This window comes from Actinomadura macra NBRC 14102 (assembly GCF_001552215.1).
In the GTDB taxonomy this organism is placed as follows: Bacteria; Actinomycetota; Actinomycetes; order Streptosporangiales; family Streptosporangiaceae; genus Spirillospora; species Spirillospora macra.
This window is the reverse complement of sequence record NZ_BCQT01000023.1, coordinates 1-23,449: the sequence shown is the minus strand read 5'-3', so window position 1 is coordinate 23,449 and position 23,449 is coordinate 1. Positions and strand designations below refer to the sequence as shown.

Annotated in this window: 23 protein-coding genes; 13 read left to right on the top strand and 10 right to left on the bottom strand. The window is 71.4% G+C overall.

The features are described from left to right. Positions 1-33: 33 nt before the first annotated feature. On the top strand, positions 34-861 hold the full coding sequence (locus AMA02S_RS33360; RefSeq protein ID WP_067466724.1) for a YceI family protein: 828 nt from the start codon (positions 34-36) through the stop codon (positions 859-861). Positions 862-888: 27 nt separating this feature from the next. Here the strand turns inward: AMA02S_RS33360 and AMA02S_RS33355 are convergent, their stop codons facing one another. The 6 genes from AMA02S_RS33355 to AMA02S_RS33335 form a co-directional block, all read right to left on the bottom strand. After that, the gene (locus AMA02S_RS33355; protein WP_157430999.1) at positions 889-1,866 is read right to left on the bottom strand and encodes a SecDF P1 head subdomain-containing protein; all 978 of its coding nucleotides are present in this window, start codon (positions 1,864-1,866) and stop codon (positions 889-891) included. A 282-nt stretch (positions 1,867-2,148) separates the two neighbouring features. After that, complete coding sequence (locus AMA02S_RS33350; RefSeq protein ID WP_439951620.1) at positions 2,149-3,243, bottom strand: 2-oxoacid:ferredoxin oxidoreductase subunit beta; 1,095 nt, start codon at positions 3,241-3,243, stop codon at positions 2,149-2,151. Next, positions 3,236-5,077: a 2-oxoacid:acceptor oxidoreductase subunit alpha gene (locus AMA02S_RS33345; protein ID WP_067466718.1), complete on the bottom strand. Its 1,842-nt coding sequence runs from the start codon at positions 5,075-5,077 to the stop codon at positions 3,236-3,238. Before AMA02S_RS33345 ends, AMA02S_RS33350 begins: the two co-directional genes overlap by 8 nt. A gap of 351 nt (positions 5,078-5,428) precedes the next feature. Beyond that, complete coding sequence (locus tag AMA02S_RS45185; RefSeq protein ID WP_369688424.1) at positions 5,429-5,527, bottom strand: putative leader peptide; 99 nt, start codon at positions 5,525-5,527, stop codon at positions 5,429-5,431. Positions 5,528-5,567: 40 nt separating this feature from the next. Continuing rightward, positions 5,568-7,076: a LolA-like protein gene (locus tag AMA02S_RS33340; protein WP_067466715.1), complete on the bottom strand. Its 1,509-nt coding sequence runs from the start codon at positions 7,074-7,076 to the stop codon at positions 5,568-5,570. Positions 7,077-7,275: 199 nt separating this feature from the next. Next, positions 7,276-8,556, bottom strand: coding sequence for a hypothetical protein (locus AMA02S_RS33335; RefSeq protein ID WP_084265874.1), 1,281 nt, complete (start codon positions 8,554-8,556; stop codon positions 7,276-7,278). Between the two features lie 193 nt (positions 8,557-8,749). Between AMA02S_RS33335 and AMA02S_RS33330 the strand changes: the two genes are divergently transcribed. From AMA02S_RS33330 to AMA02S_RS33315, 4 genes are all read left to right on the top strand, one after another. Further along, the gene (locus AMA02S_RS33330; protein WP_084265903.1) at positions 8,750-9,079 is read left to right on the top strand and encodes an NADH-quinone oxidoreductase subunit A; all 330 of its coding nucleotides are present in this window, start codon (positions 8,750-8,752) and stop codon (positions 9,077-9,079) included. 97 nt (positions 9,080-9,176) lie between these two features. Further along, positions 9,177-10,127, top strand: a complete 951-nt coding sequence (locus AMA02S_RS45315) for an NADH-quinone oxidoreductase subunit B (RefSeq protein WP_067466706.1) — start codon at positions 9,177-9,179, stop codon at positions 10,125-10,127. Then, positions 10,124-10,702: an NADH-quinone oxidoreductase subunit C gene (locus AMA02S_RS33320; protein ID WP_067466703.1), complete on the top strand. Its 579-nt coding sequence runs from the start codon at positions 10,124-10,126 to the stop codon at positions 10,700-10,702. Before AMA02S_RS45315 ends, AMA02S_RS33320 begins: the two co-directional genes overlap by 4 nt. Continuing rightward, positions 10,695-11,651 carry a complex I subunit 1/NuoH family protein gene (locus AMA02S_RS33315; protein ID WP_067466700.1) on the top strand — a complete coding sequence of 319 codons (957 nt, stop codon included), beginning with the start codon at positions 10,695-10,697 and terminating at the stop codon, positions 11,649-11,651. Before AMA02S_RS33320 ends, AMA02S_RS33315 begins: the two co-directional genes overlap by 8 nt. A gap of 56 nt (positions 11,652-11,707) precedes the next feature. On the opposite strand, the gene AMA02S_RS33310 is transcribed toward AMA02S_RS33315, so the two are convergent. After that, positions 11,708-12,613, bottom strand: coding sequence for a helix-hairpin-helix domain-containing protein (locus AMA02S_RS33310; RefSeq protein WP_067466698.1), 906 nt, complete (start codon positions 12,611-12,613; stop codon positions 11,708-11,710). Between the two features lie 117 nt (positions 12,614-12,730). On the opposite strand from AMA02S_RS33310, the gene AMA02S_RS33305 reads away from it, so the two are divergent. From AMA02S_RS33305 to htpX, 7 genes are all read left to right on the top strand, one after another. Continuing rightward, positions 12,731-13,291: a NuoI/complex I 23 kDa subunit family protein gene (locus AMA02S_RS33305; protein ID WP_157430998.1), complete on the top strand. Its 561-nt coding sequence runs from the start codon at positions 12,731-12,733 to the stop codon at positions 13,289-13,291. After that, positions 13,288-13,833 carry an NADH-quinone oxidoreductase subunit J family protein gene (locus AMA02S_RS33300; protein WP_067466692.1) on the top strand — a complete coding sequence of 182 codons (546 nt, stop codon included), beginning with the start codon at positions 13,288-13,290 and terminating at the stop codon, positions 13,831-13,833. Before AMA02S_RS33305 ends, AMA02S_RS33300 begins: the two co-directional genes overlap by 4 nt. Then, positions 13,833-14,228: an NADH-quinone oxidoreductase subunit NuoK gene (gene nuoK, locus AMA02S_RS33295; protein WP_067466689.1), complete on the top strand. Its 396-nt coding sequence runs from the start codon at positions 13,833-13,835 to the stop codon at positions 14,226-14,228. The genes AMA02S_RS33300 and nuoK overlap by 1 nt, the downstream gene beginning before the upstream one ends. Further along, positions 14,225-16,114 (top strand): NADH-quinone oxidoreductase subunit 5 family protein, encoded by a 1,890-nt coding sequence (locus AMA02S_RS33290; RefSeq protein ID WP_067466686.1) that lies wholly within the window; start codon positions 14,225-14,227, stop codon positions 16,112-16,114. Before nuoK ends, AMA02S_RS33290 begins: the two co-directional genes overlap by 4 nt. Next, positions 16,111-17,625: a complex I subunit 4 family protein gene (locus AMA02S_RS33285; protein ID WP_067466683.1), complete on the top strand. Its 1,515-nt coding sequence runs from the start codon at positions 16,111-16,113 to the stop codon at positions 17,623-17,625. Before AMA02S_RS33290 ends, AMA02S_RS33285 begins: the two co-directional genes overlap by 4 nt. Beyond that, entirely contained in the window at positions 17,625-19,142 is a 1,518-nt protein-coding gene (locus AMA02S_RS33280) for an NADH-quinone oxidoreductase subunit N (protein WP_067466680.1), read from the top strand. Before AMA02S_RS33285 ends, AMA02S_RS33280 begins: the two co-directional genes overlap by 1 nt. Before the next feature lie 137 nt (positions 19,143-19,279). After that, complete coding sequence (gene htpX / locus AMA02S_RS33275; RefSeq protein ID WP_084265872.1) at positions 19,280-20,134, top strand: zinc metalloprotease HtpX; 855 nt, start codon at positions 19,280-19,282, stop codon at positions 20,132-20,134. Between the two features lie 19 nt (positions 20,135-20,153). On the opposite strand, the gene map is transcribed toward htpX, so the two are convergent. After that, the gene (gene map, locus AMA02S_RS33270; protein ID WP_067466677.1) at positions 20,154-20,921 is read right to left on the bottom strand and encodes a type I methionyl aminopeptidase; all 768 of its coding nucleotides are present in this window, start codon (positions 20,919-20,921) and stop codon (positions 20,154-20,156) included. Positions 20,922-20,956: 35 nt separating this feature from the next. On the opposite strand from map, the gene AMA02S_RS33265 reads away from it, so the two are divergent. Then, the gene (locus AMA02S_RS33265; protein ID WP_067466674.1) at positions 20,957-21,229 is read left to right on the top strand and encodes a helix-turn-helix domain-containing protein; all 273 of its coding nucleotides are present in this window, start codon (positions 20,957-20,959) and stop codon (positions 21,227-21,229) included. An 85-nt stretch (positions 21,230-21,314) separates the two neighbouring features. Here AMA02S_RS33265 and AMA02S_RS33260 read toward each other — a convergent pair whose 3' ends face one another. Together AMA02S_RS33260 and AMA02S_RS33255 are read right to left on the bottom strand one after the other, a co-directional pair. After that, positions 21,315-22,460, bottom strand: a complete 1,146-nt coding sequence (locus tag AMA02S_RS33260) for a Cmx/CmrA family chloramphenicol efflux MFS transporter (RefSeq protein WP_067467158.1) — start codon at positions 22,458-22,460, stop codon at positions 21,315-21,317. 515 nt (positions 22,461-22,975) lie between these two features. Continuing rightward, a partial coding sequence (locus tag AMA02S_RS33255; RefSeq protein WP_218005203.1) for a YajQ family cyclic di-GMP-binding protein occupies positions 22,976-23,449 on the bottom strand: 474 nt, incomplete at its 5' end.

The window sequence follows — 23,449 nt, the reverse complement described above, 5'->3', positions numbered from 1 at the left end:
GCAGAGAGCACGAACCTGGAGTGCGGGTCGTTCATGGATGACAGTCACGGTCTGCGCGCATCGGTGCGGACGAAGGACGGCTGGGCCGTCCGGCACGCCGTCGTCACGGTCACGGACCTGGCGGGACGGCAGGTCGCGCGGGAGGGGACCGGGGAGGACGGCGTGCTCGCCGCCGGTCCCCTCCCCGCGGGGACGTACACGGTGATCGTGACGGCGGCGGGCTACCAGCCGTCGGCGTCCACGCTCATCGTGCACGGCTCCGGCGCGGCGGACCTCGGGACACTGGTGCTGGCCCGGGCGGGCGGCGCCGACCTCCCGCCGCCCGGCCCGTGGACGATCGACCCGGCGCACTCCACCGTCGGCGCCGTCGCCCAGCATCTCGGGCTGTCGAGCGTCCGGGGCCGGTTCGGGATGTTCGAGGGACGGATCGACATCGCCGAGCCGGTGGAGGCGTCGCGGGTCCGCGCCCGGATCGAGGCCGCGTCCATCGACACCGGGAACAAGCTCCGCGACGATCATCTGCGGTCGGCGGACTTCATGAACGTCGACGTCCATCCCGTCATCGAGTACGAGGGCGACGGGCTGACCGCCGCGGGCCCGGACCGCTGGACGGTCCACGGACGCCTCACCCTCAACGGCGTCACCCGGCCCGTCGACCTGGACATGACCTTCCTCGGCAGTGGCGGCGACCCGTGGGGCGGCGTGCGGGCGGCGTTCCGCGCCACGGCCGAGCTGCGCCGCGCCGAGTTCGGCATCCGCTACAACGAGGTGCTGGAGGCGGGCATCGCGATGGTCGGCGAGAGCCTCCGCGTAGAACTGGACATCCAGGTCGTCCAGGGTGCAGAACTCCCGCAGGTCTGAGCCACCCCCGGCCGCGGCCGGCCGGGGTCAGCGGCCCTTGAGCTCGCGGACGAGGCGGTCGGCGGCGGCGCGGGTCGGCGGGCCGGTCACGACGACCTTGCCGTCCAGGATCGCCATGTCCACCCGCGGCAGCGTGACCAGCCGCTCACGCACGACGAAGGCCAGATCGCGGCCCACCGTCGCGCGGGTGAGATCGGCGAACGCCCGGCGATCGACCGGGCGCAACGTGACCGCCACGTCGTAGCCGGTGCCCTTCGACCGCTGGACGCGCAGGTCGGCCACCTTGTGGATCGCGATGCCCTGGGAGAGCCGGTAGCAGGTCGGGCCGGTGCTCGCCTGCCCGGTGATGCCCGGGGTCCCGGCCGGGCACTGCCCCGGCGCGGACTGCAGGACGGGGTAGACGTGCAGCGGCGCCGCCAGCGTCACCGGCTGCGTCCGCCGCGACGCCGCGACGAGCCCGCCGGTCACCGCGACGGCCGCGATCAGCAGCCCCAGCGTCATCACCATGATGAGCAGCGACGACCGGTGCTCGGCGGCGGCCCGGGCGGGCCGGGGGGCCTGCCGTACCCGCTGCGCGGCACGGCTGCGCTTGGCCTCGGCCTGCGCGCGCTGCCGCTGGGCGGCCCGTTCGCGGCGCCGCCGCGCCGCGTCCGCATCCGATCCGGAGCCGCCGGCGCGGGGGGCGGCCGGAAGCGGCTGCGTCCCGGCGTCCGCAACGGGGGCGCCCCCGGCGGGCAGCGTGGCGCTGGAGGCGGACGGCCGATCCGGTGCGAGTGCCGGTTCGCGCGCTTGCGCGGGTGCCGGTGACTGTGCGGGCGCCGCGGGCTGTGCCGGGGCCGCGGGCTGTGCCGGCGCAGGCCGGCCCTGGGGGATCGTCGGTTGCGCGGGCGCGACGAGCTGCGTTGCGGGCTGGGGGGCGGTGGGTGCGGGCGACGGGCCGCCCGGGGACGGGGCGGAGCGCCGGTCCCTCGAACGATCCTTGCTACGGCGCGGAACGACCCGCATCGTCACCTCCCCGACTGCGTAATCTCCTCAGTCTTTCAGGACGACCGAGCGCGGCGCATCGTGCCATGGCCCAACATGGCGGTACGGCCGCGACGGTGCCCGTCCCGTGATAGACGGTGCCCCGTTCGCACGCTTTCAATGCGCGAGAAGGGCCCGCCCCTGGCTGGGAACCTGGGGGCGGGCCTGCGACGTCATGCCCTGCGAAGTGGCCTCGACCACCTCGCGGGCTCGGCGGCTGCCCGATCCCTGCCCGGCCCCGGGCAGGGATCGCGGGAGGCCCTGCTAGTCGATGCGCCAGGTGTCGCCACTGCCAAGAAGGGCTGCCAGATCGCCCTCGCCCTGCGCCTGGACGGCCTCGTCGACCTGCTCGCGCATCAGCTCGTCGTAGGACGGACGGTCCACGTCGCGGAAGACGCCGATCGGGGTGTGCTCGAACGTCGGGGAGTCCAGCCGCGACAGCGCGAACGCCTGCGACGGGTCCGGATTGTGGGCGTCGTGCACGGCGATCTCGGACGGGTCCACGTCCGCCACGTTCACGACCTCGAACGAGCCCGACCGGTTGCGGCGCAGCGCCTTGGTCCGCTCGGCGCCGAACAGGATGGGTTCGCCGTGCTCCAGCCGGACGGTGACGTCGTCGCGGACGGCGGGGTCCTTCAGCGGGTCGAACGCGCCGTCGTTGAAGATGTTGCAGTTCTGGTAGATCTCCACCAGCGCGGTACCGCGGTGCTGCGCCGCCGCCCGCAGCACCGACTGGAGGTGCTTGCGGTCGGAGTCGATCGTGCGGGCGACGAAGGTGCCCTCCGCGCCGATCGCGAGCGACAGCGGGTTGAACGGGGCGTCGAGCGAGCCCATCGGCGTCGACTTGGTGATCTTGCCGAGCTCGGAGGTCGGCGAGTACTGGCCCTTGGTCAGCCCGTAGATCCGGTTGTTGAACAGCAGGATCTTCAGGTTGACGTTGCGGCGCAGCGCGTGGATCAGGTGGTTGCCGCCGATGGACAGCGCGTCCCCGTCCCCGGTGACGACCCACACCGACAGGTCGGGACGCGACGTCGCCAGACCCGTGGCGATGGCCGGTGCGCGGCCGTGGATCGAGTGGAACCCGTAGGTGTTCATGTAGTACGGGAACCGGGACGAGCAGCCGATGCCGGACACGAACGTGATGTTCTCCCGGCGCAGGCCCAGTTCGGGCAGGAAGGACTGGACGGCCGCGAGGATCGCGTAGTCACCGCAGCCGGGGCACCAGCGCACCTCCTGGTCGGTCTTGAAGTCCTTCATCTTCTGCGGCTCGTCCGCCTTCGGGACGAGGGAGAGCAGCGACCGGCCCGCCGGCCCGCTGGAGCCGTTCACGCCGTTGCCGCCCACTCCGTTGTCACTCACTGTCGATCACATCCTGGATGACGCCCTGCAGTTCCTCGGCCTTGAAAGGCAGGCCGCGGACCTGGTTGTAGCCGATCACATCGACGAGGAACCGGCCGCGCAGCAGCAGCGCGAGCTGGCCGAGGTTGATCTCCGGCACCACGACCTTGTCGTAGGACCGCAGCACCTCGGGAAGGTTGGCGGGGAACGGGTTGAGGTGGCGCAGGTGGGCCTGCGCGACGTGCTGCCCCTTCCCGCGGACGCGGCGGACGGCGGCGGAGATCGCCCCGAACGTCCCGCCCCACCCGAGTACCAGCACCCTCGCCTCGCCGGACGGGTCGTCCACGGCGAGCGGCGCGATGTCGTTCGCGATGCCGTCGATCTTGGCCTGGCGGAGCCGGACCATGCGGTCGTGGTTGGACGGGTCGTAGGAGATGTTGCCGGACCCGTCGGCCTTCTCCAGGCCGCCGATCCGGTGCTCCAGCCCAGCCGTCCCGGGGATCGCCCACGGCCGGGCAAGGGTCTCCGGGTCGCGCTTGAAAGGCTGGAAGTCCTCCTGGTTCGCGGCGGCGAAGTTCGGCTCGATCTTCGGCAGCGACGCCACGTCCGGCAGCCGCCACGGCTCGGAGCCGTTGGCGAGGTAGCCGTCCGACAGCAGGATGACCGGGGTGCGGTACTTCACCGCGATCCGGGCGGCCTCGATCGCGGCGTCGAAGCAGTCGGACGGCGACTGCGGCGCGACCACCGGGACCGGCGCCTCGCCGTTGCGGCCGTGCATGGCCTGGAGCAGGTCCGCCTGCTCGGTCTTCGTCGGCAGGCCGGTGGACGGCCCGGCGCGCTGCACATCGATGATCAACAGAGGCAGTTCGGTCGCGACACCGAGGCCGATCGTCTCGCTCTTCAGCGCGATGCCGGGCCCGGACGTCGTCGTGACGCCGAGGGACCCACCGAACGAGGCGCCGAGCGCCGCGCCGACCGCGGCGATCTCGTCCTCCGCCTGGAACGTTCTGACCCCGAACTTCTTGTGCTTGGACAACTCGTGCAGGATGTCGGACGCCGGAGTGATCGGGTATGAGCCCAGGTAGATCGACAGTCCGCTCTGCTCACCGGCCGCGACCAGCCCGTACGCCAGTGCCACGTTCCCGGTGATGTTGCGGTACAGGCCGGGGGCGTGCTCGGCGGGCTTGATCTCGTACTGCACCGAGAACGCCTCGGTGGTCTCGCCGTAGCTCCACCCCGCCTGGAACGCGGCGATGTTGGCCTTCATGATGTCGGGCTTGCGGCCGAACTTCTTCTCCAGGAACGAGATCGTCCCCTCGGTGGGCCGGTGGTACAGCCACGACAGCAGCCCGAGGGCGAACATGTTCTTGGCGCGCTCGGCGTCCTTCTTGGAGATCTCAAAACCGGTGAGGGCCGTCACCGTCATCGAGGTGAGCGGCAGCGCGTGCACCCGGTACTCGGCGAGCGAGCCGTCCTCGACCGGGTCGGCCGCGTAGCCGACCTTCGCGAGGTTGCGCTTGCTGAACTCGTCGGTGTTGACGATCAGATCCGCCCCGCGGGGGAGGTCCCCGAGGTTGGCCTTGAGGGCGGCGGGATTCATCGCGACCAGGACGTTGGGCGCGTCGCCCGGCGTCAGGATGTCGTGGTCGGCGAAGTGCAGCTGGAAACTGGACACGCCGGGGAGGGTCCCGGCGGGGGCACGGATCTCGGCCGGGAAGTTCGGCAGCGTCGACAAGTCGTTGCCGAACGCCGCCGTCTCCTGGGTGAAGCGGTCGCCGGTCAACTGCATGCCGTCACCGGAGTCACCGGCGAAGCGGATGATGACCCGGTCGAGTTGCTGGACCTGTTTGGTCACAGAGGAAGACCTCCTCGACGCGTAGGGTCCGTCCCGGGGGAGGCACCCGGGATCGTGACGCTACTTAGGCTTACCTTCATGGTATGTCCGGGATGGAATGCTCTTCTCGGGGGACGGGGGGGATACCGGATGAGGTGCGGCGCTCACTCGCGCCCGCTCTCCGGCCCGTCGATGGCCACCGGTCGTAGAGGAATCGACCGGAAAGTACCACTCCGCCCGTCATGTGACGTCCCGCTTCCAGGAAGGTCGGCCCCGTAACACAAGAGGTATCACTGCGGCCTGAAGTTCATCTGAATCCCCTGGATTCGGGCAGGTCCTATCCGGTGGTACGACCTGGACGGGCCCCCGGGTTCACCGCGAACACAGGCAGCTGGCCTGGCGGCGGAGGTCGACGTGGAGCCGACGCACGAGCCGCGCAGGACTGGTCGAGGAGCCGAGGCTCCCGGGCACGGAGGTCACGCCCTGAAGTGTAGACAGTGTGGATTCTCGATCACGGGCCAGGGTGCTCGCCTTCGGCCTGCGTGCCCGCTTGGCCGGGGGGCCGGGCCGCGGGAGGCTTGGTCTTGCGGCGTTCGCGGTCGACCATGGCCAGCAGGTCGGGGACCGCGGTCACCGCCACCGCCTCCCCGATCACTCGCGCCTGCGCCTCGTACGGGTGCGGGCCGGGCTTTTCCAGGGCGGCCTTCATCCACGTGCGCCAGGCCCGTCCGGTGACCGTGCACCGCAGCACCAGGGCCCGGCTGGCCGGGACATCGCCCGAACCGGCGCAGGAGCCGAGCGGCCGGCCCTTCGAGACGACCGCGGCGTAGAGGGCGGCGCGGGCGCCGTCCGGCACCGTGGTGTCCGGGGCCGAGAGCGTGGCCGGCACGCTCACCGTGCAGCCGTTGGTGTTCTGGTCGCAGTTGACGAAGCTCAGCTTCCCCGGCGCGAAGCGCAGCGCGGGGTCGGCCGCTCCGCCGAGCTTGGCGACGCGGGGGCGCAGCTCGGCGAACACCGGTGCCGCGTCCGGCAGGGGGGTGACCGTGAACCGGGGATCGCCGCGCCCGGCCGTCCACACGCCCAGCAGCCGGTAGGGCACCGTCGCCGTGATCAGGTAGTCCGCGCCCGGCGTCTTGATCCTGTAGGCGCGGGTGCCGTTCACATCCTCGACGGGGGGTTTCGCCGGCGCCTTCGCCAGCCGCCCGGCGATCGCCTTCGGTGCCAGCAGGGTCGGAACGTCGAAACCGGGCACCGTGGCAGGGGCCTTGGACCAGCGTCCGGCGAAGTTGTCCGGGCGGGCGCCCTCTCCGGCGTAGTCCCGCCAGAACGCCAGCCCGGCCTTGATGTAGGTGACGCCGTCCACGGCGATGACATCCGCCTTCAGCTGGCCCGCCGTGAGCGTTCCGCTCGCCATCCCGGTGCGCGTGACCCGCAGGCGCGCCTGGACGGGCTTGCCCGCCACGGTCAGCGTCCCGTCGTAGCGGAGGCCGGGCGCCGCGGTGAGCTGCTGTCCCGCCTCCAGCGACCAGGTCGATGGCGCCGCGACGGTCGGCCTCGGCGCCTTCTTCTCCGATCCGCCGTCCCCGACGACCGTCATCGCGCCCACGGCGACCAGGGCCGCCGCGGCTACGGCCGCACCCGCGATGATCATTGCGCGCTTCCGCCGGACCGCACTCCTCCTGGCGAGGCCGCCCGGAGGGAGGGGGCCACCGGGGGCGGGACCTCCCTGGAAGGGGACGCCCGGCGGCGGCGTGCCGGCGGCGAACCCGTCCGGGACGGTCGTCCCCGCGACACCGGGCGAGGCCGGCGGAGGGAACACGGGAATGTCGCTGATCGTCGCCGCCGGGGACACGGGCTCGTCCGAAACCGGGGAGGGCTCGGAGGCGACGGGCTTCTCGGGTGGGGGGCCGCCCGCCGCCGGCCTGCCGGCCAGGGCGCCGCCCGCGACGAGCTTGTCGGCGGGGGGCCCACCGGAGGGGCGGGAGGCCGTGGGGGACGGCTCGTCCTGTTCAACGCTCACTCGGGGCTCACTCTGCTCGATTCCGGGCCCGGTGTGGCCCACTCGTGTCAGGCACAGAGGGTGGTTGCCGGGGGCTCGGAGGGAGCGCCCACCCAGAGCATAAGGGTGCCCGACGATGGGTCCCGCCGGGGCGGGGACGGCGCATCGCCGGGCACCGGGTGACGGAGGGTTCAGCGCGCCGGGCGCCTCACCAGCCGCTTCATTCGCTGTCGAGACCGCTCTGCAGTGCCGACACCTCGCTCGCGGTGGCGCCGATCACCTTGTACTCGGCGTGCTTGTAGAAGGTGCCGCCGGTCGACTTGGCCCAGCTCGACCAGGAGCTGCTCGTGACCCGGCAGCTCGCCCACTGCGGGGTGGTGCTGCTGATCGTGATCCTGGCCGTGCAGTTGCCGAGGTCGCGGCCGGTCAGCGTGCCGGCGGTGAGCCGGAACCGCACGTCGATCGTCACCGGCGTCTGCGCCCCGTACGGCGGTCGGATCTTGGCCTCGACGGTGCAGCCGGAGTTGCCGTTGCAGCCGCCCTTCTTCCACTCGTCGACCGTCGGGCGGGCCGAGCCGTCGAAGGAGTCCTTCAGCTCGCCCATGCTGGTGCGCATGTCCGAGATGATGGACGCCGCCTGGCCGGAGCTCTTCGGGGTGACGTCGAGGGACAGCCGCGGCGTGGTGGCTTCGTAGCGCAGCAGTTCCGCGTCGTCGGCGTCGGTGATGTAGAGCGTGGAGGAGAAGGTGCTGAACTTCAGCGCCTTCTTCCCCTGCCAGGTCGTCTTGATCGGCTTCACCTTCGCGGTGGCGGCCGCGCGCAGCTTGGTCGCCAGCGCCAGGGGCGTCAGCTCCTGCTTGAAGTCGATGTCGAGCTTGTCGGCGCTGAGCCGGCCCCACTGCTCGCCGGTGCCGAGGTAGTAGGGGGTCTCGGTGCCGGAGATCTGCCGCCGCCAGTAGGCCGAGTCGGCCTTGACGAACACCTTGCCGTCCGCGGCGAGCAGGGTCACGTTGTCGCTGTTCCAGGTGACGGGCCCCGTCACGCGGCCGCCCTTGGTGACGTTCAGCTCGCCCTGCAACGTCTCGGCGCCACCACCGAAGCTGCCCTTGAGACCGACGGCGCGCGCGGCGGCCACCGTGTCGGCCGCGGCCCGCAGCTTCTCCTCGGGCTTCTTGCCACCGCCGGACGCCAGCACGAACACCACGACGCCGATGAGGACGATGACGACCAGACCACCGCCGAGGAGCGCCGCGATCAGCGCGCCGCCGCCGCCCCGCTTGGGCGGTGGCCCCATCATCCCGCCCGGAGGGGGCGGGTAGAAGCCGGGCGGTGTGGTCTGCCCGCCGAAGCCCCCTGGAGGAGGGGCTGTTCCGCCTGGTCCTCCCGGCATCGCGGGACCGCCGGGACCCGGTGGGCCGCCGGGGCCCGCGGGCGGTGGCGGGGGCGGCCACGAGGCACCGCCCGGGGGTTCCCAGCCCGGGGGAGGCGGAGGGTTGCTCATCCGTTCACGTCCTTCCAGGTCAACTGACCCCATGCTTAACCCAGTGTGCAGCAAAACAATGACATTGTGATCCTCCGAGGTGGAGGTACGACGTCACACTCCCGCATACGGCGTTCAGGGATACTGGTTGGACGCTGGAACGGAGGTCCTGGTGCCGAACTATTTCGACTCCTATGTCGCCGTGGTCGCCCTGATGCTGGTCGGAGGCGGGATCGTCGGCGGTGGCCTGACCGCGAACCGGCTGCTGCGCCCGCACCGTCCCACGGCCGAGAAGCTGCTCACCTATGAGTGCGGCGTGGACCCGGTCGGCGAAGGATGGGCGCATTCATACGTCCGTTACTACGTCTTCGCCTACTTGTACGTGGTGTTCGCCGTGGACGCCGTGTTCCTCTTCCCCTGGGCGACGGTCTTCTCCGCGCCCGGCTATGGCGCGACCACGCTCGGCGAGATGTTCGTCTTCCTGGCCTTCCTGGCGGCCGGGCTGATCTACGCGGCCAAGAAAGGCGTCCTGTCCTGGGTCTGAGCGGGTGCCAATTGCGGCCCGTCCGCAGGTCCGCTCCCGGGCCGCTCTTTGATCAGGGGCCCTGGCGGGATCGGCGACGGCTGCGACAATGCCCTGTGTGAGTACTATCGATCTCCCGCCGCCCAGCGTCGGACCGCTCTCGCGGCTGGCGCCGAAGCCGATCAAGTTCGTGCTGAACTGGGGTCGCCGGTACTCGCTGTGGGTGTTCAACTTCGGCCTCGCCTGCTGCGCGATCGAGTTCATCGCCACGTCGATGAGCCGGCACGACTTCATCCGGCTCGGCGTCATCCCGTTCGCGCCGGGCCCGCGGCAGGCCGACCTGATGGTCGTCTCGGGAACCGTCAGCGACAAGATGGCGCCCGCCGTGCGCCGCCTCTACGAGCAGATGCCCGAGCCCAAGTACGTCATCTCGTTCGGTGCCTGCTCCAACTGCGGAGGCCCGTACTGGGACTCCTACTGCGTGACCAAGGGCGTCGACCAGATCATTCCGGTGGACGTGTACGTGCCGGGCTGCCCGCCGCGCCCGGAGGCACTGCTGCACGGGATCGTCCACCTCCAGGAGAAGATCGCGGCCGAGTCGCTCGGCGACCGGTACACCGGCGGTGAGTCGATGTCCCCGCCGCCTCCGCCGCGTCCGCTTTCGGCCACGGTCTTGCGCCGTCCGATCCAGCCTGATCCCGGCGGATCGACGAGCGAGCTCCCGCCCGTCCTGGAGAACGAGGCGACCGCCATGCACGAGGCGACCGCCATGCAAGAAACGACCGCCATGCAAGAGACGAACACCGTGCAGGAGACGACCACCGTGCAGGAGGACGGGGCCGCCGATGTGACGCGCCCCATCCCGCCGGTGGCCGACGAGACGCCCCCACCCGAGGGCGCGACGCCTGCGCAGGAGGAGGGCGCCGACGCTCCCCGGCCCGGCTCCTCGCCGCCCGAACGGAGGCGACCCTCCACGCCAGAGGACGCCGGTCCGCCCCGCGACCACGACCCGTCGATCATCCCCGGCCTCGCCGACGACGGGAACGACGAGATCGGACGCCACCGATGAACGCGACCCCCGCCCCCGCGCCCGACCCGGTGGCCCTCGCGGCGGCCTGGACGGAGCGGTTCGGCGACGAGATCACGACCGAGGAGACGTTCGGCGGGCTCGCCGTGGGGGTGCCGTCCGACCACTGGCTGGCGGCGCTCACCTTCGCGCGGGACGAGCTGGACTGCACCTTCTTCGACTGGCTGACCGGCGTCGACGAGCTGGAGGAGGGCTTCGCCGTCGTCGTGCACGTGTACTCGCCGGCGCGGCGCCACCACCACCTCGTCCGCACGCGCGTCCCGCGCGCCGACCCGGTGCTGCCGACCGCGACGGGCGTCTACCGCGGTGCCGCGTGGCACGAGCGGGAGACCTTCGAGATGTTCGGGGTGGTCTTCGAGGGCCACCCGCACCTCGTCCCGCTGCTGTTGCCGGACGGTTTCGAAGGCAATCCGCTGCGCAAGGACTTCGTGCTCGCCGCCCGTGTCGCCAAGGCGTGGCCGGGCGCCAAGGAGCCCGGCGAGTCCGGGCACGGTGCGCCGAGCCGCCGCCGCGTCCGCCCACCCGGCGTTCCGGAGGACTGGGGGCCGAATGCTTGAGATCGTCGTCAAGCTGGCGCTGGTCGCGGCGGCGTTCGCGCTGCTGCCGCTGCTGGTGGGGCAGGCCGAGCACAAGGTGATGGCGCACATGCAGGGCCGCCTCGGCCCGATGTACGCGGGCGGTTTTCACGGCTGGGCGCAGCTCGTCGCGGACGGGGTGAAGTTCGCGCAGAAGGAGGACGTCGTCCCGCGGGCGGCGGACCGGTGGGTGTTCAAGCTGGCCCCCGGCGTGGCGCTCGTCCCGTACCTGCTCGTCCTGATCGTGGTGCCGGTGGGCCCGGACGGGCAGGTGGCGCTGGACCTCGGCCTCGGGCTGTTCTTCGCGCTCGCGGTGATGGGCATCGGCGTGATCGGCGCGATCATGGCGGGCTGGGCGAGCGCGAACAAGTACTCGCTGCTCGGCGGGATGCGGGTCGCGGCGCAGCTGATGTCGTACGAGCTGCCGATGGTGTTCGCGGCGTCCTCGGTGGCGATGGCGGCGGGCACGCTGTCGCTGACCGGGATCGTGGACGAGTGGCGCTGGTACTGGCTGCCGTGGCAGGCGATCGGCGCCGTCGTGTTCTTCGTCGCGGGGCTGGCCGAGCTGCGCCGCCCGCCGTTCGACATGCCGGTGGCCGACTCGGAGATCATCTTCGGCCCGTACACCGAGTACGGGGGGCTGCGGTTCGCGCTGTTCCTGCTCGCCGAGTACGCCGGGATCGTGGTGCTGTGCGGCTTGACGACCGTCCTGTTCCTGGGGGGCTGGAAAGGCCCGTTCCTGGACGCCGAGCTGGGCTGGCTCTGGACGCTGATCAAGGTGGGGGTGCTGGCGTTCCTCGTCATCTGGCTGCGGGTGAGCTACCCGCGGATGCGCGAGGACCAGCTCCAGAAGCTCGCCTGGGCGTACCTGGTGCCGCTGTCGCTGGGGCAGCTCGCGCTGACGGGCGTCCTGAAGGTCGCCCTCGGCTGAGCGGGCGGCGCGCGGCCGCGGACGGCGCTCAGCCGAGCGCGGTGCGACGGCCTGCGCTACGGCAGGAAGATCGAGTACTCGGAGAGTTGCGGGAGGATGTCGGGCGGCAGGTCGGCGTCGACCGCCATCTCCTCGGCGGAGACGAAGGCGCCCTGCGCGTCCCGCCGCCGGATGACGCGCTCGGCCAGCTCGGCGTCCATGCCGGGCAGGGCGGCGATGATCTCCTGTGGGGCGTGGTTGACGTCCACGAGGCCGCCGTCGTCGTAGGTGCGGGGGACGTCGGGGCGGCCGATCCGCAGTTCGTGGGCCAGCGCCGGGTCCTCGGCGGCGAGCGCGCGGGCCTCCTCGCGCAGCGTCCGGCGGTACTTGGCGACCTCGATGGCGTGCTGGTTGAGCCGGCTGCGCGGGATCTCGCGCGGGAAGACCGACGAGCGGACGGCGAACGCGTGCGCGGTGCCCGTGAGCCACAGCATGACCGTCAGCATCGAGCCCAGGAGGACGAGGACCGCGCTGTCGGACGAGGTGAGGGCCAGGACGCCGGCGAGGGCGAGGCCGTAGCCGGCGGCGGTGGCGCCGAAGTTCGCCGAGCCGCGCCGGATGGCGGCGTACAGGAACGAGAAGGGCGTCCCGAAGCCGAACGTCAGGAACGGGACGAAAGCCCACAGGATCCCCTGTGGTCCTTCGCTGCCGGGTACCGGGACGGGCCGCGGCGACGGCGGCAGGGGGAAGGTGGGGCGCCAGCCGGGTGCTCCGTAGGGACGGCCAGGCGGATACGGATGGACATGCGGTTCCTGGGACGGATGCCCATAAATCGGGCGGTTGGGTGCGGGGTGCTCGTGTGACGGACGATCCTGAGGGGCGCGGCCGCGCGGCGGGGGTGGCTGCGGCGGGCGGCCATGGGAGGGACGGGGCTGGTCACGGCCTGATTCGGGGCCATAGGGCTCGTCCGCGTGATGGCTCACATGCCCTCCTCGCCCGCAGGCCGACCAAAGCACGGGACCAGAGGCCCCATGTGTGGTTCGACGAACGCGGCACCCAGCGCGTTCCCCAGCGGCGCTTCGTACGCAATCATGGGGCGCGTGGGACGGCTACCAGGAGGCGGGCTGGCCAAAGGGCTGGCCGTCACGTTGCGCACGATGACGCGGCGCTCCATCACGCGTCAGTACCCGGAGGTGCAGCCCGATCTGCCACCGCGCAGCCGGGGGGTCATCGCGCTGTTCGAAGAGAACTGCACGGTCTGCATGCTCTGCGCGCGCGAGTGCCCGGACTGGTGCATCTATATCGATTCCCACAAGGAGACGCTCCCGGCCGAAGGCGGCGGGCGCGCGCGCACCCGGAACATCCTCGACCGCTTCGCGATCGACTTCGCGCTGTGCATGTACTGCGGGATCTGCATCGAGGTGTGCCCGTTCGACGCGCTGTTCTGGTCGCCCGAGTTCGAATACGCCGAGTACGACATCGCCGAGCTGACCCATGAGAAGGAACGGCTGCGGGAGTGGATGTGGACGGTCCCGCCCCCGCAGGCCCATGACCCGTCCGCCGAGCCGCCCAAGGAACTGGGCGCCGCGGAGAAGGCGTCCGCCCGCAACGCGCGGCGTCCCGCGAGCCCGCCGGGCCCCGCGCCGGAGGCGGACGCGTGAGCGGGCAGGAGGTCGTCTTCGCGCTGCTCGGCGTGGTCATGGTCGGGTCCGGGATCATGGTGGTGACGACGCGGAACCTGGTGCACGCGGCGCTGTGGCTGGTGCTGTCGCTCGGTGGGCTGGCGGGCGGCTACCTGGTGCTCACGGCGGAGTTCGTGGCCTGGGTGCAGGTGCTCATCTACGTCGGGGCGGTGGTCGTCCTGCTGCTGTTCGGGATCATGCTGACCCGGGCACCGATCGGGGAGTCGGCCGACCTGGACTCCGGCAACCGGTGGGCGGCGGCGTCGGTCGCGGCCGCCACGGCCGCGGTACTGGTCACGGTGATGGCGATGGGCTTCCGGGATGAGCGCATGCCGCTGAAGGCGGGCTCCGGCTCGGCCGACGAACTGGGTGCCAGCGTGTTCCGGACGTGGGTCCTGCCGTTCGAGGTGCTCTCGGTGCTGCTCCTCGCCTCCCTCGTCGGCGCGATCGTCCTGTCGCGCTCGGACATACGCGCTCGTCCCGAATCGGGCGCGCGCGCGGACGAGGAGGACGGCGTCTGATGCATCTCGCCTATCCGACGATCGTCGCGTCGCTGCTGTTCTCCGTGGGCGTGTACGGCGTCCTCGCGCGCCGCAACGCCATCCTCGTCCTGATGTCGGTCGAGCTGATGCTGAACGCGGTGAACCTCAACCTCGTCACGTTCGACATCTGGTTGCGCGACCGGCTGCACGGCGGGCAGGTCCTGACGCTGTTCACGATCGTGATCGCGGCGGCGGAGGTCGGGCTCGGCCTGGCGATCGTGCTGCTGGTGTTCCGCAACCGCCAGATGATCGACATCGACCGGCTCCGTGCCCTGTCCGAGGACGGCACGGAGGAGACCACCGGGCAGGAACCGGCAGAGCCTGCGGGACCGGCGGGACCGGCCGGGAAACAGCACGAGGAGGCGGCGCCGTGATCTGGCTCGCCTCGCTGACCGTCCTGCTGCCGTTCCTCGCGGCGTTCGCCGGGATGCTGCTCGGCCCACGGCTGACGCGCCTGCTCGGCGGGCGCCCGCGCGAGGGCTCGGGCTCGGTTCCGCCGCTGCGCAACGGGCCCGCGCTCATCGCCTGCGTGCCCATCGCGGCGTCGCTCGCCTTCGCCGCGATCATCGCGTTCACCGTCTGGCGCGACCCCGGCGAGCGGACGGGCACGCTCACGACGATCGACACCGGATCCGTGCCGATCCGGGTCGCCCTCCAGGTGGACGGCCTGTCCGCGGTCGTCGCGCTGATGGTCTGCTGCGTGGCGCTGGCGGTGCAGGTCTACTCGATCACCTACCTCGGCGGGGACCGCCGCTACTCCTCCTACGCCGCGTTCATCTCCATGTTCACCGCCGCGATGCTGCTGGTGGTCTTCGCCGGCGACCTGATCGTCCTGTACGCCGGCTGGGAGGTCATGGGCGTCTGCTCGTACTTCCTGATCGGGCACCACTGGGAGGACCGGGCCAACTCACGGGCGGCGATCAAGGCGTTCCTCGTGACGCGCCTGGGCGATGTGGGTTTCCTCATCGGAATCCTTGTGCTCGGCGTAGGCGCGGGCACGTTCTCCCTCGACGGCGTCCTGGCCAAGGCCGACCAACTACCGCACACGACAGTGACGGTGGCCGCGCTGCTGCTGCTCGCCGGTGTCGCGGGCAAGAGCGCACAGTTCCCGCTCCACACCTGGCTTCCGGACGCGATGGCGGGCCCCACCCCCATCAGCGCCCTCATCCACGCGGCCACGATGGTCGCCGCCGGCGTGTACGTCGTCGCCCGGCTGTACGCGGTGTTCGTCGCCGCGCCGGCCGCGCTGACCGTCCTCGGCGTCGTCGCGGTGATCTCCATGGCCGGGTCGGCGCTCGCGGCCCTCGCCCAGGACGACCTCAAACGCGTCCTGGCGTACTCGACGATCAGCCAGCTCGGTGTGATGGCGGCGGGACTCGCGGTCGGCGGCGACACCGCCGCGATCTTCCACCTGCTCACGCACGGCGCGTTCAAGGCGCTGCTGTTCCTGTCCGCCGGATGCGTGATCGTGGTGGCGGGCTCCAACATGCTCGCGCACTACGGGGGCCTGCGGCGCGGCATGCCGGTCACCTTCTGGTCGATGACGGTGGGGTTGGCCGCACTCGTGGGCATCCCCCCGTTCAGCGGCTGGTTCAGCAAGGACTCCGTCATCGAGGCCGCCCAGCACTCCGCCCTCCACGGCGGCGACCACTCCGCTGTGGATCTGCCCGCCGGAGTCGCATGGCTGGTCTACCTCGGGCTGCTGCTGACCGTCGGGCTCACGGCGGCGTACGCCACGCGCGCCTGGCTGATGACGTTCTTCGGGGAGCCGCGCGGGTCGTACGAGATCCGGGAGGCCCCGAGGATCATGTCGTGGACGGTCGCGGCGCTCGCCGTCCCGGCCGCGACCCTCGGCTTCTTCGGGCTCGGTGCGGACGAACTGCGCCCGCATGTCGGATCGGCGCTGCTGGGGCTCCTCCTGGCGGCGCTCGGAGCGGGAGCCGCGTATGTGGTCTGGAACCGTGACCCCGCCCAGGACCCGGCCCACGCGCTGGGGCGACTCCTCCCGGTCTTCGCACGGGCCTTCTACGTGGACGATCTGTACGCGGCGGTGGTCGTCCGGCCGGTCCTGGCACTGGCGCGGTACGTCGTGGACATCGACTCGCGCGGCATCGACGCGACGGTCGTCGGGAGCGCCCGGGGCGCGCGGCGGCTCGGCGAGATCCTGCGCGTCCCGCAGAACGGCAACGCGCAGACCTATCTCACCGGCCTGCTCGCGGGCGTCGTCGTCATCGTGGCCGGGGTGGTGATCCTCCGATGATCTTCCTGTTGATGATGGCGATCCCGCTCTTCGGGGCGCTGGCGATGCTCGTCCCGGCGAACCGGTTCCTGCGCACGGACCTCGCCGTCCGGTTCTTCGGGACGGCGGTGTCCGGCGCGACGCTGCTGGTCGCGGTGTCGGCGATGACCGCCTTCGACTTCGACGACACGTCCGGGATGCAGCTGGAGGTGAACTGGTCGTGGGCGCCCGCGATCGGGCTCCGCTTCCATCTGGGCGTGGACGGGATCTCGCTGCCGCTGGTCGTGCTGACGGCGCTACTGACGTTCCTCTGCTTCCTCTACACGCTCCGGCACCCGCCGAAGGGCGGGCGGATCCGGCTGCTCACCGCGCTGCTGCTCGTCCTGGAAATCGGGCTGCTCGGCACGTTCGTCGCCCTCGACCTCGTGCTGTTCTTCGTGTTCTTCGAGGTCGTCCTGATCCCCATGTACGTGGTGATCATGATGTGGGGCGGCACGGCGCGCCGTGCCGCCGCCGACAAGTTCATCCTCTACACGCTGCTCGGCTCGGGGCTCCTGCTCGCCGGGATGCTGCTCATCGCGGTGAAGGCCGGCACGCTCGACATGACCGTGCTCGCCGCGCGGCACGGCGACGGGCTCTCCCACGGCGTCCAGATCACCGCGTTCGCCCTGATGGGGCTCGGGTTCGCGGTCAAGGCGCCGATGTGGCCGCTGCACACCTGGCTGCCGGACGCGCACACCGAGGCGCCGACCGTCGGGTCGGTGCTGCTCGCCGGCGTCCTGCTGAAGATGGGCACCTACGGGCTCGTCCGCGTCGCGCTGCCGCTCGCACCGCACGGCGCGCAGGTGTGGGCGCCCTGGCTCGGGCTCCTCGCCGTGATCGGCATCGTGTACGGCGCGCTCGCCTGCCTGGCCCAGCGCGACCTCAAACGCATGATCGCCTACTCGTCCGTGGGGCACATGGGGTTCGTGCTGCTCGGCATCGCCACCCTCACCCCCGTCGGGATCAACGCCGCGCTGTTCGGCAACGTCGCGCACGGCCTCATCACCAGCCTGCTGTTCTTCCTGGCCGGAGCGGTCAAGGAACGCTGGGGGACCTCCGATCTGAACGAGCTCGGCGGCGGGCTGCTCGGCACCTCCCCGCGGCTCGCCTCGATCCTGACGTTCGCCTCCGTCGCGTCCCTCGGGCTGCCGGGGCTCGCCGGGTTCTGGGGCGAGATGCTCGCACTGCTCGGCGCGTACCGTCCGCACGCCGACCTGCCCCGGGAGACGTTCGTGACGTTCATGGCCGTCGCCGCGCTCGGCGCGGTGCTGACCGCCGCGTACTTCCTGCGGATGCTCGCCAAGCTCACCCACGGCCCGTCCGACGGCCTCACCGCCTCGCGCGGCGAGATCGCCGGGCGTGCCGTGTCCGTGCAGGAGTACGCCGCCTGGGTGCCGCTGATCGCGCTGACGCTGCTCGTCGGGCTGTGGCCGAAGACCCTGCTGGACGTGACGACCGGACCCGTCCGCGCGCTGTTCGGAGGCGGCTGATGATCCAGGGCATCGACTACGCGGCGATAGCGCCGCCGCTGATCCTCGCCGTCGCCGCGATCGGGCTGCTGCTCGCCGACGCCTTCGACGTGCCGCGCCGCGTCCTCGGCCTGGTCAGCGGCGGGTCCCTCGCGGTCGCGTTGCTCGCCGTCCTCGCCCTCGCCGCCGGCGACCGGCGTGCCACCTTCTGCCTGCCGGACGGACTGCGCGCCGGCGGCCCCCGCTCCTGCTCCTACGTCGCCGACGACTTCACCCTGCTGTTCCAGGGCATCGTCCTCGCCGCCGCCGTGGTCGTCGTCCTGCTGTCCCTCCAGGAGATCACCGACTCGGAGATCCCGGTGGGGGAGTACCACTTCCTGCTGCTCGCCGCCGTGGTCGGCGCGCTGTCCCTCGTCGCCGCCCGCGACCTTGTCCTGCTCGTCGTCGCGCTGGAGACGCTGTCGCTGCCGGTGTTCGCGCTCGCCGGGCTCCGCCGCTACGACGGGCGCGCCTCCGAGGCGGCGCTGAAGCTGTTCCTCGTCTCCGTCGTCTCCGCCGCGATCATGCTGTTCGGCATCAGCCTGGTGTACGGCGCGACCGGCGCCATGCACCTGGACCGGATCGCCCCCGCCCTGGAGCGACTGCCCGCCGACCTCGACCCGGTCGCCGCCGTCGGCGTCGTCCTCGTCCTCGCCGGGTTCGCGTTCAAGGTCGCCGCCGTCCCGTTCCACTTCTGGGCCCCGGACGTCTACCAGGGCGCGCCGCTGCCGGTCGCCGCGTTCCTGTCCGTGGTCTCCAAGGCCGCCGGATTCGCCGGGCTCGCGATCGTGCTGGCCCTCGGCTTCCCCGCGTACGCGCACGTGTGGGGGCCGCTGGTCGCCGTCCTCGCCGCGATCACGATGACGCTCGGCAACCTCCTCGCGCTCCGGCAGCGCACCGCCATCCGCCTCCTCGCCTGGTCGTCGGTCGCCCAGTCGGGGTACATGCTCGCGCCCCTGTCGGTCGGCACCCACCGCCTGCCCGAAGCCGTCGCCGCCACCACCGCCTACGTCGCGCTCTACGCCGTCATGAACCTCGGCGCGTTCGCCGTCGTGATCGGTTTCCGCCGGCGCACCGGCGAGCGCCGCACGCCCTTCGACACCCTGGACGACTTCCGCGGCCTCGCCCGCACCAGCCCCGCCGTCGCCGCCGCCCTCGCGTTCTTCCTGATCTGCCTCGCCGGCCTGCCGCCCGGCGTCATGGGCCTGTTCGCCAAGGTCGTCGTGTTCCGCGCGACCGTCGCCGGCGGCGTCACCTGGCTGGCCGTCGTGATGGCCGTCAACACCGTCATCGGCCTCTACTACTACCTGGCCTGGGCCGCGCGGCTGTTCGCCGCCCCGGCCGGGCTCGGCGCCGGTGCCGGTGCCGGTGCCGTCGCCGGCTACGACGCCGCGCCGGGGCTGCCCGTCCGCGCCGCCATCACCGCGACCGTCGCCGGGGCCGCCGTCCTGTCGGTGGCGCCCCAGATCGTCCTGCAAACGGTCACCCAGGTCACCTGACCGCCACGTCGGCGAAGCCTCCGCAGTGGAAACGTTCCAATCCGCGCGAGGCCCTTTCGGCCACCGGAACCGGGAACGTTTAGGCAGGTCAAACCGTTGATGTTCATGGCCGGAAGTCGACGGGGAGGCACACGAAAGTGCAGTTCAACGGCGTCAAGACCGCGGCACTGATCGCTGCGCTGTCGGCATTGATGCTCGCGATCGGCTGGGCCTTCGGCGGTACCGCCGGCCTCGCGATCGCCCTGGTCATCGCACTCGGCACCAACGGCATCGCCTTCGCGTTCAGCGACCGGATCGCGCTGCGTTCGATGCGCGCCCACCCGGTCGGCGAGGTCGAGGCGCCGGTGCTCTACCGGCTCGTCCGCGAGCTGTCGACGTCCGCGCGTCAGCCCATGCCGCGCCTCTACGTCTCCGAGACCCGCCAGCCCAACGCCTTCGCCACCGGACGCAACCCGCGCAACGCCGCCGTCTGCTGCACCCGCGGCATCCTGCAGACGCTGGACGAGCGGGAGCTGCGCGCCGTCCTCGGCCACGAACTCTCCCACGTCTACAACCGCGACATCCTCATCTCCTCCGTCGCCGCCGCCATCGCCACCGTGATCACCTACCTGTCGCACCTGGCGATCTTCCTGCCGATCGGCCGCGCCGAGGACGACGACGGCCCCGGCATCCTCGGCGCCCTCATGATGCTCGTCCTCGGGCCGGTCGCCGCCGCCGTCGTCCAGATGGCCATCAGCCGCACCCGCGAGTACGCCGCGGACGCCGCCGGCGCCCGGCTCACCGGCGACCCCCTCGCCCTCGCCGCCGCCCTCCGCAAGATCGACGCGGGCACCCGGGCGATGCCGCTGCCCCAGGACCCCGAACTCGCCACCACCAGCGCCCTGATGATCGCCAACCCGTTCTCGGGCGCCGGCATCGGCCGGCTGTTCTCCACACACCCCTCCACGGCCGACCGCATCGCCCGCCTGGAACGCATGGCGGGCCCCCGCTAGGGCCGCCCGGCGCCGGCGGTCAGGGAGCGGTCAGGATCAGCGGGCCGTCCTCGGTGATCGCGATCGAATGCTCGAAATGCGCCGCCCGCGACCCGTCCGCCGTGGCGACGGACCACCCGTCCTCCAGGTAACGCGTCCCGTCCCGCCCGCCCTCGGTGACCAGCGGCTCGATCGCGATCGTCAGCCCGGCCCGCAACCGCATCCCGCGCCCGGCCCGGCCCGTGTTCGGGACCGCCGGATCCTCGTGCATCTCCGTCCCGATCCCATGCCCCCCGGACCCGTCGGCGATCCCGTACCCGGCTTCCCGCGCCGTCCGCTCCACCGCCGCCGCGACGTCGCCCAGCCGGTTCCCGGGCACCGCCGCACCGATGGCGTTCTCCAGCGCCGCCCGCGTCGTCTCGATCAACCGCAGGCCCGCCGCGTCGGCCGTCCCGACCATGAACGACACCGCCGCGTCCCCGCAGTAACCGCCGATCTGCGCACCGCAGTCGAGCGAGACGAGATCCCCGTCCGTCAGCGTCCGCCCGTCCGGGATGCCGTGCACCACCACCTCGTTCACCGAGACGCAGATGTTCCCCGGATACGGCCCGGGCGCCCAACCAGGCTTGTAGTGCAGGAACGGCGACGTCGCCCCGCACTCCTTCAAGATCCGTGCGGCCACGGCGTCCAGCTCGGCCAGCGGCACACCGGGCTCCGCCGCGTCCCGTACGTCCGCCAGGAGGCGGGCCACGATCCGTCCCGCCTCGCGCATGCGCTCCCACTCCCGTGGGCTTCGGTAGGTCACCATGGAGAATATTATAATACCAGTATTAGAATGCCCCCATGGTTCGTACACCGCTCACCGACGAGCAGCGAGACCGGGGCCGTGCCCTAGGCCAGATCCTCCGCGCCGCCCGCGGCCCCCGCAGCGCCGCCGACGTCGCTCGCGAGGCCGGCATCTCCCTCGACACCCTCAGGAAGATCGAGCGCGGGGCCATCGCCGTCCCCGCGTTCTACACCGTCGCCTCCCTGGCGCAGGCCCTTGACCTGGACCTCACGACCCTCGCCCGCTCGCTGGACGCCTTCGACGACCCCGCTCCCGAATTGGCCGGATGATTTCCGAACCATTTCGCCAACCCCCGCGTCATAACAGTTACGAGCGCGCCGACCACTTCTGCGGGGGAAGAAGTCGGCGCGCTCGCTACATTCCCGGCCACGCGAGCACGCGCCTGAAGCCCAGACCGAGCCCGAGCGCCACCCCGACGAGGACACCGCTCGTCCAGACGGGCCCGAGTTCGGCGAGACCGGTGTCCAGCGTGGTGGCGGCGATGAGCGGCCCCGCGGCGGCCCCGACGTTCAGCGCCGCGGTCGCATACGAGCCGGCCATGGTCGGCGCTCCCGCGGCCTCGTACAGGACGCGAGCGATGAGCGTGCTCCCGAGCGCGAACGAGAGCGCCCCCTGAACGAAGGCCAGAACGAGCAAAGCACCCGGGCTACCGGCAGACACGCCCAGGGCGACCCAGCCGAGGAACAACAGCGGGCCCCCGGTTGCAACGACGAGACCAGGGCGCTGATCCGACAACCGCCCGGCAACGGTGACGCCGACGAAGGATCCGAGCCCGAACAGCACCAACACCACGGATACCGACAGCGTCCCCAACCCCGCCACATCGGTCACGACAGGCGCGAGAAAGGTGAAGCTGCCGAACGTCGCCGCGTTCACCAGCGCACCCAACAGCATCACCAGCCCCAGGCGCGGCCGCCGAAGCTGGGCGAGTTCGGCCCGTAGGTCAGACCGTCCCGTACGTACGGAGCCAGCCCTCAGCACACCGAAAGCCGAGGGCAGGCACAGGACGGCCACCGCCCAGAAGGTGGCGCGCCAGCCGAACCACGCCCCCAGCAGAGCGCCACCGGGAACCCCCGCGATAGTGGCGATGGTCGTGCCGGACAGCAGCACGGCCAGGGCGCGCCCCTTCCGGCCCGGCGGAACCAGCCCCGCAGCGGTCGTGAGCGCGACAGCCAAGAACCCAGCGTTCGCCAACGCCGCGACGACCCGCGTCACGCACAGAACAGCGAAGCTCCCGGTGACGGCGCCGAGCACATGCGCCGCGAGGAACAGGCAGACGAACCCGAACAGGCTGACTCGCGGCGGCCAACCGCGGGCCGCCCCCGCCATCAGCGGCGCCCCGGCGACCATCCCGATCGCGAACGCCGAAGTGAGCAGACCCGCCGTCCCGACGGAAACCCCGTGATCCAGGGCGATGTCCGGCAGCAGGCCGGCGAGCATGAACTCCGAGGTGCCCATGGCGAAGACCGCCACGGCCAGCAGGTAGAGAGAAAGAGGCATCGAGTGACCCCGAGGTGAGAAGAGACCGGAAAAACGTCTCGTCACCGCGGCCAGCGACCCGAACATCCCGCCATCGGCGGAACAGGGCTACGACCTCACTGGTTCAAGGGGCTGACGGGGTGACCGAAAGCCCCACCCTGGACGCCTCTGGGCTCGACATAGCCGACACGCTACCCCAATCGCCCCCACCCGCCGGAAACGTCCGGAGGTCAAGGCGAAGAAGGAGACATCACCACCACCAAGGACATGCGGATCAACCCGCTCTGCTTCGAGCTCACCCACGACGACGGCATGCAGCGAAAGGCGGCCGAGGGCATCCCGCAGGCCGGATGGCCCACCACCACAACCGCCCCGAGCAGCACACGTCCCCGGCCAAGCGGTGACGATCTCCTCCGCAGTCGCTGCGCTGATCGTTCGCCCGCCTCCGCGAGGTCACCGCACGCGATCCCGGGCCGGTGCCGCGTGCGGTGGTGGCCGGGTGCAGACGCAGGTGAGAGCGCCGGCACCCGGCACTACTACCGGTAGTTCACGAACTGGAGCGCCACGTCCAGGTCCTTGCCCTTCAGCAGGTTGATGACCTGCTGGAGGTCGTCCTTCTTCTTCGAGCTGACCCTCAGCTCGTCCCCCTGGATCTGGGCCTTGATCCCCTTCGGCCCCTCATCCCGGATGATCTTGCCGATCTTCTTGGCGTCCTCCTGGGCGATGCCCTCCTTGAGGCCGACGTTCAGCTTGTACACCTTCCCCGACAGCTTCGGCTCCCCGGGGTCGATCGCCTTCAGCGAGATGCTTCGCTTGACGAGCTTGTCCTTCAGCACGTCCAGCACGGCGTTCGCCCGCTCCTCGGTGTTCGCCTGGATCTCGATGGTCTCCCCGGACCACTTGATCCCCGCGTCCACGTTCCGGAAGTCGAACCTGTTCGCGACCTCCTTGGCGGCCTGATTCAGCGCGTTGTCGACCTCCTGCCGATCGAGCTTCGAGACGATGTCAAA